The sequence below is a fragment of the Rhizobium sp. 862_C5_N1_2 genome, from assembly GCF_051811205.1.
Lineage (GTDB): Bacteria > Pseudomonadota > Alphaproteobacteria > Rhizobiales > Rhizobiaceae > Rhizobium > Rhizobium leguminosarum.
Window position 1 is genome coordinate 791,123 of record NZ_JBPWPT010000001.1, and the last position, 12,362, is coordinate 803,484.

Annotated in this window: 12 protein-coding genes and 1 pseudogene; 5 read left to right on the forward strand and 8 right to left on the reverse strand. The window is 58.9% G+C overall.

The window, feature by feature from the left end; all coding sequences use genetic code 11:
- Positions 1 to 72: 72 nt before the first annotated feature.
- A complete protein-coding gene (locus ACD590_RS03905) occupies positions 73 to 522 on the forward strand; it encodes an Imm42 family immunity protein (RefSeq protein WP_439002187.1) in 450 nt (149 codons plus the stop codon).
- Between the two features lie 383 nt (positions 523 to 905).
- On the opposite strand, the gene ACD590_RS03910 is transcribed toward ACD590_RS03905, so the two are convergent.
- The 4 genes from ACD590_RS03910 to ACD590_RS03925 all read right to left on the reverse strand — a co-directional run bounded on the left by ACD590_RS03910 (position 906) and on the right by ACD590_RS03925 (position 2,578).
- The gene (locus ACD590_RS03910) at positions 906 to 1,472 is read right to left on the reverse strand and encodes a hypothetical protein (RefSeq protein WP_130768838.1); all 567 of its coding nucleotides are present in this window, start codon (positions 1,470 to 1,472) and stop codon (positions 906 to 908) included.
- Positions 1,473 to 1,568: 96 nt separating this feature from the next.
- Positions 1,569 to 1,994 carry a DUF7674 family protein gene (locus tag ACD590_RS03915; RefSeq protein ID WP_439002188.1) on the reverse strand — a complete coding sequence of 142 codons (426 nt, stop codon included), beginning with the start codon at positions 1,992 to 1,994 and terminating at the stop codon, positions 1,569 to 1,571.
- Between the two features lie 149 nt (positions 1,995 to 2,143).
- Positions 2,144 to 2,296 carry a hypothetical protein gene (locus ACD590_RS03920; RefSeq protein WP_439002189.1) on the reverse strand — a complete coding sequence of 51 codons (153 nt, stop codon included), beginning with the start codon at positions 2,294 to 2,296 and terminating at the stop codon, positions 2,144 to 2,146.
- 45 nt (positions 2,297 to 2,341) lie between these two features.
- Entirely contained in the window at positions 2,342 to 2,578 is a 237-nt protein-coding gene (locus ACD590_RS03925; protein WP_026188297.1) for a hypothetical protein, read from the reverse strand.
- 153 nt (positions 2,579 to 2,731) lie between these two features.
- Here ACD590_RS03925 and ACD590_RS03930 point away from each other — a divergent pair, with 153 nt between their 5' ends.
- The 3 genes from ACD590_RS03930 to ACD590_RS03940 all read left to right on the forward strand — a co-directional run bounded on the left by ACD590_RS03930 (position 2,732) and on the right by ACD590_RS03940 (position 8,280).
- Positions 2,732 to 4,147, forward strand: a complete 1,416-nt coding sequence (locus ACD590_RS03930) for a DUF1254 domain-containing protein (protein ID WP_439002190.1) — start codon at positions 2,732 to 2,734, stop codon at positions 4,145 to 4,147.
- Between the two features lie 434 nt (positions 4,148 to 4,581).
- Positions 4,582 to 6,156, forward strand: coding sequence for a carboxylesterase/lipase family protein (locus ACD590_RS03935; RefSeq protein WP_439020846.1), 1,575 nt, complete (start codon positions 4,582 to 4,584; stop codon positions 6,154 to 6,156).
- 510 nt (positions 6,157 to 6,666) lie between these two features.
- On the forward strand, positions 6,667 to 8,280 hold the full coding sequence (locus tag ACD590_RS03940) for an arylsulfatase (protein ID WP_047619303.1): 1,614 nt from the start codon (positions 6,667 to 6,669) through the stop codon (positions 8,278 to 8,280).
- 193 nt (positions 8,281 to 8,473) lie between these two features.
- On the opposite strand, the gene ACD590_RS03945 is transcribed toward ACD590_RS03940, so the two are convergent.
- From ACD590_RS03945 to ACD590_RS03960, 4 genes and pseudogenes are all read right to left on the reverse strand, one after another.
- Entirely contained in the window at positions 8,474 to 9,169 is a 696-nt protein-coding gene (locus ACD590_RS03945; RefSeq protein ID WP_439002192.1) for a class I SAM-dependent methyltransferase, read from the reverse strand.
- Positions 9,170 to 9,251: 82 nt separating this feature from the next.
- Positions 9,252 to 9,431: pseudogene (locus tag ACD590_RS03950) on the reverse strand (IS630 family transposase); the annotation flags it as partial.
- Between the two features lie 32 nt (positions 9,432 to 9,463).
- Entirely contained in the window at positions 9,464 to 10,327 is an 864-nt protein-coding gene (locus ACD590_RS03955; protein WP_439002193.1) for a class I SAM-dependent methyltransferase, read from the reverse strand.
- Positions 10,328 to 10,361: 34 nt separating this feature from the next.
- A complete protein-coding gene (locus ACD590_RS03960; RefSeq protein WP_018449601.1) occupies positions 10,362 to 11,009 on the reverse strand; it encodes a TetR/AcrR family transcriptional regulator in 648 nt (215 codons plus the stop codon).
- Positions 11,010 to 11,216: 207 nt separating this feature from the next.
- Here ACD590_RS03960 and ACD590_RS03965 point away from each other — a divergent pair, with 207 nt between their 5' ends.
- Entirely contained in the window at positions 11,217 to 12,110 is an 894-nt protein-coding gene (locus ACD590_RS03965) for an NAD(P)/FAD-dependent oxidoreductase (RefSeq protein WP_210067063.1), read from the forward strand.
- Positions 12,111 to 12,362: the final 252 nt, after the last annotated feature.

Below are 12,362 nucleotides of genomic sequence, written 5' to 3' on the forward strand. Positions count from 1 at the left end.
AATTCAGACAGCGTTGGTGGGTTCTGTCTTTTTGCGTTACATGCCCATGGATCGCGATAGGGAGATAACGCTGTGATTGTCGGGGACCGCACCGCATTTGCCATTGAAAGCGAAATCACGAAGGCATTTCCCAGTATTTCACAGCGCGCGTTGGGTTCCTTTGTCCTTCACATCCGGGGACGAACCTTTGGCGTCCAGGAGCCGGATGCGTCGATGTTGGGTCACTCGTTCCATGAGGTGAATGATCGTCTGCGACGACGGGGAACACATTGTATTCCTGTTTTGGCGGATATTGACGCAGCCCAGATCGCCGATGCCTATCTTGATGCCATATTTCGGGAAACCACACGAACTGACTATTTCGGCCTGTCGCGTGAGGAATTTACCGAAGCTATCCATACAAGCGCAGTAACATGGGCTCCGGACGGCGATGAGGCCTTTGATGACGGAAGCTACGTTCTGCAGTTGGACGTCGGAAACAAGGTTCGCCTTATCGCCTTCATCAACACGGACTCTCCCTAAGATGTCGGTGCCACGCTCAGCGAAGAATGGTTGGACGCTGGTCTTTTCTACGGTGTTCTGTCTCGCTGGAGCGAGCTGTTCGCCGCAGAATGGGCAGAAAAGTCGAGCTAAGCCGCCCTTATGCCGTCTGCCATTGCTGTATTTGCCGCAGAGCTCACCCCACCCTCCGTCTTCGTCGGGCTTGCCCCGAGGATCCATGCCGGCCTCCATCAGCAACGGGCATGGATCCCAGGCTCAAGTGTAAAGCCCGGAGACATAGCTGACAGGTGTTCGGAGACATGCCTGACAGTCAGTCTTGGCTTTTGAGGTCGATTTTTGCGACCTGTGTTGCGCCGAAGAAGACGCCTTAGAGACCGAGTGAAGGACGGTCTTGGTACTTCAATTCACACGTTGGGTTTTGGTGGTCGCGGCTCTGCGACGTTATCTTCCTGCGTTCGAGTCGGATAAGAGCCGCCCTCTATTTTCCCATTATTGAGGTTCAGTTGCAGTGGTAACCAGCTATCGGAGAACGGATCGTATGCCTCACCAACGACGATCATTCCCGAGCAATCGATATTTCGTATACCGTCCCAGGACACGCGAGGACTCTGCCATAGTGTTCGGTGTCCATCGAAAGATTCAAAACGCAACCCATTCGAGAAGACCATCGCGTGCAACTCGGGTTGATACCAGCATTGATCAATGGGACCCCCAATCTCGCGGGTAAGTTTGCGCTCATCGGAATCAACGATGTATCCAGCGCCTCCAGCCACAACAAAAACAGCTCGGGGACCAAATTCTGAATAGACGGCACTTAAGCCATCTGGACTAAATTTCGCAAAATTTGCTACCCAGGCCTCTCCCTTGGCGTTGATGAACTCCACGATTAAACCTTCCCGAAAAGCGTTTGGCTTGGGGAAAGAGAGGGCGGGAGGTCCGTATGCGGGAAGACCTGGAAGAACGCGCGTCATCAACATACTCCGAGGCTAATTTCAGACTAACTCAGTGGTCAAGAATGACTTTCTCAATCCCTCCAGACTTTCGTCTCCAGAGCCACTGGCCTGACCTCAAATTATCGGTTTTCCCGTGGCCCAAAATTCATGAACCTTGGTCCACCATTTGAGAGTTTCCGGTTGCAGCCATGGGAGAAAATCCTCTGGGCGAGTTTTGCGATGTAAACGTCCATTCTGCAAATCTTCGAGGAGACCTACCGTAGCCGCTTCTTTCACATATGGGTCGCCGTTGATGTGCCAGCGTTCGACAACATCAAAGATCGCTTCAAACCGATGCGTGTTGCCGGTTTTTAAATCCTGAATCAGATGACGAGCAAGATCTGACAGTGCCAAGTAAAGTGGCAACTCGTCAGCAGATCGATACTCCTCCCGGAATACCTCCCACTTTTCACGAAACGATGGGTCAGCCTGCAAAAGCGGCTCAAACATATTCGAGCGATCGAACTCGAACGAAAGCGCGTTGACGTTGTCTTCGGACATAATACTTTCTGCTCTTCCGATGCGTAAGCGGTGTGCCGCTCCGCTCACACCTGGGCAAAAAGATCCGGTTTCGGTGTCAAAGACAAGCGGCCTTAGTCGCTATGGAAACTCTGCGCCAAAAGCCTGACGCTCACCCGCGTGGGCGCTGATCAGGTCCATCGCATGGTCTTCCATCCGCCATCGCTGTCCTTGCCGCAGAGCTCACCCCACCCTCCGTCGTCCTCGGGCTTGACCCGAGGATCCACGCCGGCCTCCATCAGCAGCGGCCTGGAGACACGGGCGGGAGCGGGGCGAGGGGGCATGCTGCGACATCTGCGATTACAGCCGTCTGCCTTCATAGGAAGGCTTCACGAGGCTGAGAATTTCACCATGACACCGCGCTGCCGAAAGTAGGCCTCCATCCGCTTCCTGCCAGAACGGTTATTCTGCACGAGCCTAGCGGGGTCGAATACGGCCTCCTTTAAACCCGCCCGCGTCAACGCTGCCTTGAGGGCCGCGATATGCACGTCGATGTCGGCGTTGTCCGCCTGAAGCGACTCATAAATGCGGTTTGTTGCATCTGCTACGGTCGATTCGCTCACGATTACACTCCTGTTGTCGACTGGCTGGCCTGACCGTATTGGGGTGAAACCTGTTCACGTCAATGGGCGCTCGATCGCACAGGCCTTCGTAGGTTACTGTAACATACTTGCGTTTTCGCGCTTCGAGCGCGCCAATTGGCGCGGGAGGAAAACGCCATGAATTTAACAAAACGCGAGTTCACAAATGGCCTGATTCTTACCGCGGCCGTAGCGGGATTTGGCCCCCGGGCCGCTCAAGCTGCGGAAGCCACTGCGGCCGAAGTCCGCGCCATCGCCAAGGAAGCCTATGTCTACGGCTTCCCGATGGTGGACAGCTACCGCATCCAGCACGCCTATTTCGTCGATACCAAAAATCCCGAATACAAGGGGCCATGGAACCAGATCGTCAATACTCCCCGTGTCTACACGCCCGCTGACACGGCAATCCAAACGCCCAACTCGGATACGCCGTATTCATGGCTGGGCCTGGACCTGCGCACCGAACCGATGGTGCTCACCGTGCCTCCGATTGAAAAGGATCGCTATTTCAGCGTCCAAATGCTCGACGCCTACACCTTCAACTTCGCCTATCTAGGCAGCCGCGCGACCGGCAATGACGGGGGCAGCTTCCTCGTCGCCGGTCCGGGTTGGAAAGGTGAGACGCCCTCGGGTGTGAAGAAAGTGATCCGCTCGGAGACCGATTTTATCTGGGCCGCCTACCGCACGCAGCTTTTCAATCCGGACGATATCGACAACGTCAAGAAAGTTCAGGCCGGCTACAAGGCAGAGCCGCTTTCGGCGTTTCTCGGCCAAACAGCGCCAGCAGCCGCGCCTGCTGTTGATTTCATCAAGACGTTGACGCCGAAAGAGGAGAAGACGTCGCCGGAGTTTTTCAACATCCTGAACTTCATCCTGCAATATTGCCCGACCGATCCGTCGGAAACCGAACTGATGGCGCGTTTTGCCAAGATCGGCGTCGGCGCTGGCAAGACCATCGACTTCGACAAGCTTTCGCCGGAGATGAAGGCTGCCTTCGAACAAGGCATGGCCGATGCCTGGAAGGAACTGGCAACTCTTGAGAAACAGAAAATCGACACGGGAGAAGTGACCTCCGGCGACGTCTTCGGCACGCGGGAGTATCTGAAGAACAATTACCTCTACCGCATGGCTGGTGCCGTGCTCGGCATCGGGGGCAATTCGAAACAGGAGGCAATGTATCCGGTCTATGCCGTCGATGCCGACGGAAAGAAGCTGGACGGTGCCAACCGCTATGCCCTGCGCTTCGCGCCGGGGCAGCTGCCACCCGTCAACGCCTTCTGGTCGCTGACGATGTACGAACTTCCGCAGAGCCTGCTCGTTGCCAATCCGATCAACCGCTACCTGCTCAACTCGCCGATGCTGCCGCAGTTCGTGAAGGACGCCGACGGCGGCCTGACGTTCTATGTCCAGAACGAATCGCCCGGCAAGGACAAGGAGGCGAACTGGTTACCCGCGCCCAAAGGGCCGTTCATCGCTTTCATGCGGCTATATTGGCCGAAGGAGGAAGCGCTGGAGGGCAAGTGGAAGCATCCGCCGATGACCAAGGAACTGTAGTCCCGACGCTGCCAAGTTCGATTATCCAGAGGGGATAGGGCTTGAGAGTTCTGAAGTTCGGCGAGCAACCAGTGAGCTTCGCTGCAGGAGCACGCTACTGGGTCTAGTCATCCGAACACGGCCCGGAGGGATGGGGTTTCCGTGTAGCGCCGACGTTCCTGTTTCCGAAATAGAGAAGTTTGATTGGCTGCTTCTGGCGAAAAGCGAACTGCCGTAGCCCTGACCCGAGGCCCAGCCATCAGCCGCGGCCATGGATCCCAGGCTCGAGGCCTGGGATGACGGAGGTTGGGGGTGCGTTTTCGCCAAACTCCCCGCCGGTCGAGCCGACAGCCGCCGTGGAGCAATAGCGTACTTTAGCGACATCGGATGGACCCTTTTCGCTGCCGCTCTATCGGAGTATTTTGCTCTCACTCAACTGAGCGGTGGAGAGTGCAGTGTTTGTGGACGGCCGTCGCACGTTTCTGCTCTTTTTGGCGGTCGCATCCTGTCAGATGGCGTTCGTGCCACGATCAGCTGCGGCAGACGACACCGTTACCATCGACGGCGGGATGCTGAAGGGTGAGAGGTCGGGCACGGTCTTCAGCTTCAAAGGCATACCCTATGCGGCGCCACCGGTTGGTGATCTGCGATGGCGCAATCCCAGACCGATGAAGCCATGGAGCGGGACCAGGGATGCCCGCGCTTTCGGTCCGTCCTGCATGCAGACCGACGACCTGCCGAAGTCGGAGGATTGTCTGACCCTCAATGTCTGGACACCCGTCAAGCGTCTCCGCACGCCGCTGCCGGTGATGGTCTGGATTTACGGCGGCGCTCTTGCCCATGGAAACACCGCTCAGTATCCCGGTGGCCATCTCGCCGCCCGGAAGGTTGTGTTCGTCAGCATGAATTACCGCATGGGCCGACTGGGTTATTTTGCCCATCCGGCGCTGATGAAGGAATCCCCTGACGAGCCCGTCGGCAACTATGGTTACATGGATCAGCTGGCCGCCCTGAAATGGGTCCAGCAAAATATCGAAGTCTTCGGCGGCGATCCGAAGAAAGTGACGATCTTCGGAGAGTCGGCCGGTGGCGGCTCGGTGATGGCGCACATGATATCGCCACTGTCACGCGGGCTGTTCCGGGGCGCCATTCTACAGTCGCCGGGTCTGCCGACCGCGCGGGCGCAGAGCACGCCCTTGTCATCGTTGAAGGAAGCAGAGAAAATCGCGTTGGACTATGCGGCTTCTCTGGGAATCAATGGCAGCGATGCCGAGGCTCTGGCGGCCCTTCGGGCGCTGCCTGCGGAAAAGCTCACCGAAGGCGCATCGGCACAAGAGGTGCTTGTGGGAATGTCGACAGGCAAGCCTGTCATCGGCATCTCAGGCGCGATCATTGACGGACGGTTTTTGCTCGAAACGCCGGAAGCGGCTTTTGCGGCGGGCCGTCAGGCGCCGGTTCCGGTCATCGTCGGGGCAAATGATCGTGATCTCGGCATCGGTGAGGCCCCGACGAAAGACGATCTCTTCGCGCTCTTCGGCAATCATGCAGCCGAAGCCCGCAGCCTCTACGATCCCAGCGGCCAACAGACCCTCGATGAGCTGAAGCAGCAGGTTCTGGCCGACAAGACGCTTGTCGAACCATCCCGCCACCTCGCTGACGAGATGATCCGCGCTGGTCAACCGACGTGGTGGTATCGTTTCTCCTATGTCGCCGAGGCTCTCCGCATCGATCCGGCATGGAAAGGCACCCTGCACGGCTTCGAAATTCCGTATACGCTGGGCATTCCAAACGCACTGGTGAAAGACAAGGTGACACCTGCCGACTGGGCCATGGCCACATTGGCAAGCGAATACTGGCTCGAATTTGCAAGGAGGGGTGACCCCAATAGCGGCTCACGGCCAAAATGGCCTCACCACGACCCATTCGCCGACAGGGTCATCGACTTCGGCAATGACGGCGCAACGGTCGGAGCCGATCCGCTGAAGCCGAGGCTCGACCTCTGGCAAAGCCATTGGGAGGAGACGAAATGACGGGGCGGCGCCCGTCGCCTGGTCTGTTGCCTTACCCATTGCGGGAACCGCTGTATAACACAAGCACGCTTTGTCATTGCCATCTTCCTCGGAAGACCTTTCCAGATGTCGCGATTGACGGAAGCCCGATCTCCGTTGAATTGCGCTTGGCAGCTTTGGGGCGACAGGCGGCAGCCGGGTCTGTCGAATTGCGCCAGAAGCAGACGTCCTATTCCAGCTGGGCTGTCTCGCATAAGCTGAGAAACTCGCCTAGTCGCTGAGCTAAAGTTGTGCGATATTCAAAGCGGGATCGAACTCTGTCTACCGCAGCTCTTTGCGAGACAATCTGCCGATGCCGGCAAACACAGCCGTCCTTGACGCCGATCCCACCTGCACTAGCAGGCACTGATCGCCCCTTCGGCGCATAATACATAGCCACGAACAACTTTCAGCCTACCGCATTGCACGCACCGTAGCACCGTTCAAACCGGTGCCGTAACGGGCGCGCAAAAATCAGGAGGAGGAGTAATTATGAGCTATACAAAAAACCTCTGTTTCGGACTACTGGCTTCGGCATTTGCTGTCACGTTAAGTGCACCGGCAATCGCTCAGAACCAAACGCCGAAACCAAACATCGTCGTCATCATGGGCGACGACGTTGGCATCTGGAATATCGGGGCCTACAATCGCGGTATGATGGCGGGCCGCACGCCAAATCTCGACAAGCTTGCGGCCGACGGCATGCTCTTCACCGACTACTACGCCGAGGCGAGTTGCACGGCAGGGCGTGCGAACTTCATCACCGGCGAGCTGCCGGTCCGCACGGGCATGACCACGGTGGGCCAGGCGGGTTCTCCGATCGGTCTGCCGGCTGCTGCCCCCACGCTCGCGACCGTGCTCAAGTCGATGGGCTATGCCACTGGGCAATTCGGCAAGAACCATCTCGGTGACCTGAACGAGTTCCTGCCGACCGTTCACGGTTTCGATGAGTTCTTCGGTTATCTCTACCACCTCGATGCGATGGAAGACCCCGCGCACCCTGGTTATCCGCAGGACCAACTGAACGTCGTCGGGCCACGCAACATGGTCCATTCCTGGGCGACAGAGGTGGATGATCCGACAGAAATGCCGCGCTGGGGCAAGGTGGGCAAACAACGGATCGAGGATGCCGGCACGCTCTATCCTGAGCGCATGAAGACCGTTGACGACGAAATCCAGTCCCTCTCTTTCAAGTTCATCGAAAAGGCCAAGGCGGAGGGAAAGCCGTTCTTCCTGTGGCTCAACCCGACCCGCATGCACATCGTAACGCATCTCTCGGAGAAGTATGAAAATATGCGCAACTCGGAGAATGGATGGACCATTCACGAGGCTGGCATGGCGCAACTTGATGACATCGTGGGCGCTACGATGCAAAAGCTCAAGGATATGGGCGTAGACGACAACACCATCGTCATGTTCACCACCGACAACGGAACCGAGAACTTTACCTGGCCTGATGGCGGGCAGACGCCGTTCTATGGCGGGAAGGGCACGACCTTTGAGGGCGGCTTTCGCGCACCGGCAATGATCCGCTGGCCTGGACATGTCCCGGCCGGCTCAATCGGCAACGGCTTGATTTCGGGCCTCGACTGGTTCCCGACTTTCACCGCGGCCGCAGGCAATGCCAATATTGCCGTGGAACTTAAGGCCGGAAAGGAAATGAACGGGCAGAAGTACAAAGTGTACCTCGACGGTTATGACCAAACGAGCATGATCACCGGGTCGGGTCCGTCGAACCGCCACGAAATCTGGTATTTCGCCGAAAGTGCTCTCGGTGCCGCCCGCGTCGAAGACTACAAATATACCTTCAAGGAACAGCCCGGCGGCTGGCTCGGTGACACAGTGACATTGGGTGCGCCAACCATCGTCAATCTACGTCTGGACCCGTTCGAGCGGACAGCGTTTTACAAGGGGGGGAACACCGGCTCCCTCGAATATTTCGAATGGTATAAATTCGAGTTCTGGCGCTTCGTGCTTGTACAGCAGCGGGTAGAACAATTGGCGAAATCCGCCGTCGAATTCCCACCCATGCAGACGGGCGCGAGCTTCGGGTTGAGTGCCGTCAAGGCGCAGATTGCCGAAGCCATGAGGAAGCAAGCGCAATAGGCAGTCCTGCATTTCGAAGGGCAGCTCGCAGGGGCTGCCCACTTTCGTAGCTAAGCCCAGAGCAGCCTGACGCACCTTATGTCGCCGGGGCCTTACGCAACGATCCGGCATGGAAAGGCACTCCGCACGGCTTCGAAATTCCGTATACGCTGCGGTCCTGGCCGTAACAGCGAGGCTCTCCTCATCCACGTGCTCATGCTTTCACAGCCGAGAAGAACAGGAACCGCGGCTTGGTCGTCAGGCTCTGATAGGCCTGCGGAAAAAGCGTGCGGGCTTCAGGGTCGGGCTGCGGCTCGCTGACGATATCGATCTGAAATCCGGCCGACTTCAGCGCGTCGAACATGGCATGCAGCGGCCGATGCCAGAAGCGCATGGCGATATCCTTTCCGCCGCGCTGCCAGGTCTCATCGAAACTGTAGGTCTCGAAATAATTGTCGCGGCCGGTCGAGGCGTGATCCATGAAGGGATGGTGGGTGGAAAAAACCAGGCGACCGCCTTCGGGCAGCAGCCGGTTGAATTCCGCAAGGGGCCTCGTCCAGTCGGGCAGATAATGCATGACCAGCGAGGCAAGGATCAGATCGAAAGCTTTGTCGGTAAACGGCAATGCTTCGTTGAGATCCGCCGATAGCAGCCGCGCCCGTCCTTCCAGGCGACGTTGCGCGATGGCAAGCATGCCGGCACTGGCGTCGATCCCGGTCACAACTGCCCCGCGCTCAAGCAGCGCTGCCGCATGCGCCCCGCCGCCGCATCCCGCATCGAGCACGGAAAGCCCGGCGACATTGCCAACCAGGGCAAGTATAGCCGGCCGTTCGTAATAGGCATTCCAGGCATTGACCTCGTTATCGGCATCATAAGCCGCCGCGAACGCATCATAATCATTCTCGGCCAAGATTTTTCCCTTTCCGAAGACTGTTCGAAGACGCCTCTGTGTCAGAGGCTTGCTCGATCGACCTGCAAATAGGCCGAGATCAGTCACGCCCGATCTCAAGGGTGACATTGCCAAGACGCGCTGCATCCGAGCGCGAGCCTCCGCCATAGATCAAGGCAAGTGCCAAAAGACGACACGCCTGCGCCGCATGCTTGCTCTTGCGGGCCAGACGCCGAAGACCTTCCGCGTCAAAATCCGCCCGTAATGAAATCGCTGCTCCCATCGCAAACCTCTCGTTTGGCGTATTAATCCCTGTCAGCTTGCCGGATTGCGCGCGGTGACGATCCACGCCGCGCCGTCGATCATCACCGACCGCTCACCGGGGCAGCCCGCGAAGACGGCACGAACCGCAGCCGAGGCGCGGGCGCGGATATCGTCGGGCTGATCAGCGAGAGAGCGCGCCAGCGGGCCGACTTCGAGTGTCATCTTCACCGCGTCGTCGAGCGCCGCATCCCGCGTCTCCCCCTTGCCGAATGGGATAGAGGCATCGAAGGGCGCGATAGCGACATCGGTGAAGCCAGCCGCCGTTAGAATGCGCGCTACCCGCCCCTGGTCGCCAAACGAGAACGGGCCGGGCACTTCGGGATCGGGCGGCGCCGTCGGCGGGAGGATGCCCTTGATTGCGCCCATCGGCAAGCGAACCCAATCGTTCTCGGCCATGCCGCGCCAGCAGACGAAAGCGACCCGCGCGCCCGGCTTGAGCGCACGCCGCATATGAGCGAACGCCGCCGTAGGATCGTCAAAGAACATCACTCCGAAGCGCGAGAACAGGATGTCGAACGCGCCCTCGGGCAACTCGGTGCTGCTGGCGTCGGCCACCTGGAACAGGACCGGCGTATCCTGCGGCGCTCGCGCGCGCGCTCTGCCGATCAGCGGTTCGGATATGTCCACGCCTAGCACATGGCCCCCCGCGCCGACGCGGGCGGCCAGATCCAGACTGGACGCTCCCGCGCCGCAGCCGACGTCCAGCACGCGTTCGCCTGTAGCGGGCGCGGCGGCTTCGATCGCGGCCTGGCCGAACACCGCCATCATGGCATCGAGCCGGGCCTGGTAAGTGACCCAGCGCTCCCCGCTTTGGCCTTTCCAGTCGGCGACCTGATAAACATTTTCCTCTGTCATGCCATATCCTTGTTCTGATCCGTTCTTAATCAAGCTATCCGCCCGCGTGATTGTTGCCACCGTGCGCGGCGACGAACATGGCGACGGCCGACCGGCAATAGGATTCTATTTCGTTATCGTCCTCTGCTCTCGCCTCATCGAAGCGTGCGATAATCAGGAGATCGGATCCTTTGATAAGCGCGGCAAATAAGCGGGCGGACTGGAGAGGATCGGGCACGTTCAGAACCGCCTTCGTGTGCAACTGACGCAACAGGGCCTCGATTTGGGCGATGACATAGGCGGGGCCGGCTTCGTAATGGAGCTTGCTTAACGACTTTTGATTCGTCTTGTCGGCCATGATCATGGCTTCGACACTGCGCACCTCCGGGCTCAACAGCGTGCGAAGCAGGGATGTTCCCACCGCCATGAGCTGATGTTCTGCCGAACCGTCGACGCCTTCAACAAGGGCCTGTGGTGCAAACTGATGGCAGTGGGCCGCGATGGCCGCACTGAACAGCGCCTCCTTGTTCTCGAAGTGCCGATAGATGCTGAGCTTGGAGATCCTCGCTCGCTGGGCGACCTTGTCCAATGTCGTCGCTTGAAAACCCAATTCCACAAAGAGTTCGCACGCGGCGTCGACTATCGTTTGGCCAAGCGCCTCGTTGGCGGGCCGGCCGCGCCGGGCCTGGCTATTTTCGGTCACGACAATTACGATCCTTGACAGTATCTTAATTCTGGCATTACGATACTACGTAGTATCTGAAATGCGCAAGCCGAAGAATGGATTTTACCCTGTCTTCCAAATCAAGTTTCCCTGGGCCGCTTGGCGATATCGAATGCCTATCGCTGAATGAGTTTTTGCGCCTGGCCCAACCCAACCCCCTCCATCCGCAACACGGAGCCCATCACCATGGATGACGTCATCATCATCGGCGGCAGCTTTGCCGGCCTCGCCGGCGCCCTTCAGCTCGGCCGTGCCCGCCGCAAGGTCACCGTTCTCGATACCGGCCTGCCGCGCAATCGCTTCGCCGGCCACTCGCATGGTCTGCTCGGCCACGATCACAAGCCACCGCTGGACATCCTGGCCGAGGCGCGGCAGCAGCTCGCGCGTTATCCCACGGTCAAGCTGGTCAATGCCCGGGCCGACAGCATCTCCGGCACCATCGACGATTTCTCGGTCCTCACTGGCGATGGCGAAAGCCTTGGCGCGCGCCGCCTGATCCTGAGTTATGGCGTTGCCGACCAGATGCCTGCTGTTCCGGGTTTTGCCGAAAGCTGGGGCACATCCATCGTGCCCTGCCCCTATTGCGATGGCTTTGAAGTCGCCGGCCAGCATTGGGGCCTCGTCTGGTCCGGCCCGCCGTCGCACAATTATGTCAGGCTGTACCACGACTGGACCGACACGTTGACGGTCTTCGCCGATGGTCACGACATTTCGCCCGATATCCGGGCCGATCTGGCGCGCCGCAACATACCTGTCGTTGATGGCCGCATCGCCGAAATCGCCCATCACCGGGGCCATATCACCACCGTTAATCTCGAGAGCGGCCGCAATGCCGCGGTCGACATCCTGTTCGCACATCCGCGCAACAAGCCGTCTGCAAGCCTGCATGACTCACTGGGCCTCGCCACGGTCAATACGCCCTTCGGCATCGCCCTCAAGGTCGACGAGCGCCGCGAAACCAGCACGCCCGGCATCTACGCTGCCGGCGATCTTGCAAACCCAGCCATGGCCTCGGTCACCACGGCAATATCGCAGGGCGCGACGGCGGGTATCTCCGCCCAGCAGTCGATGCTGGTTTGAGAAGACACAGATGGAGTTCCAACACGTCACCTTCGACTCTGATCAATGAGGAGGCAGGCGCTGAGCGATTGCTCAAGCCAGGGATCATCCGGGGCGGCACGCAGTGGGTCGCTGTCGTCATCGAAGGCTCGCTGGTTGTCGGTTTCGATCGCGGGAAGGGAGGCGTCCACTGCGTGCCGCACGAGAGCTGGTAGCGCGGCATTCTCACGCGCACTTTGCCGGGATCATACCAATCCGTAAGAAATGCAGCCT

Bases quoted from the DNA above. Each gene is read 5' to 3' on its own strand.
- ACD590_RS03910 (WP_130768838.1), bottom strand. From the start codon at position 1,472: ATGACGCGCGTTCTTCCAGGTCTTCCCGCATACGGACCTCCCGCCCTC.
- ACD590_RS03915 (WP_439002188.1), bottom strand. From the start codon at position 1,994: ATGTCCGAAGACAACGTCAACGCGCTTTCGTTCGAGTTCGATCGCTCG.
- ACD590_RS03920 (WP_439002189.1), bottom strand. From the start codon at position 2,296: ATGCCCCCTCGCCCCGCTCCCGCCCGTGTCTCCAGGCCGCTGCTGATG.
- ACD590_RS03930 (WP_439002190.1), top strand. From the start codon at position 2,732: ATGAATTTAACAAAACGCGAGTTCACAAATGGCCTGATTCTTACCGCG.
- ACD590_RS03940 (WP_047619303.1), top strand. From the start codon at position 6,667: ATGAGCTATACAAAAAACCTCTGTTTCGGACTACTGGCTTCGGCATTT.
- ACD590_RS03955 (WP_439002193.1), bottom strand. From the start codon at position 10,327: ATGACAGAGGAAAATGTTTATCAGGTCGCCGACTGGAAAGGCCAAAGC.
- ACD590_RS03965 (WP_210067063.1), top strand. From the start codon at position 11,217: ATGGATGACGTCATCATCATCGGCGGCAGCTTTGCCGGCCTCGCCGGC.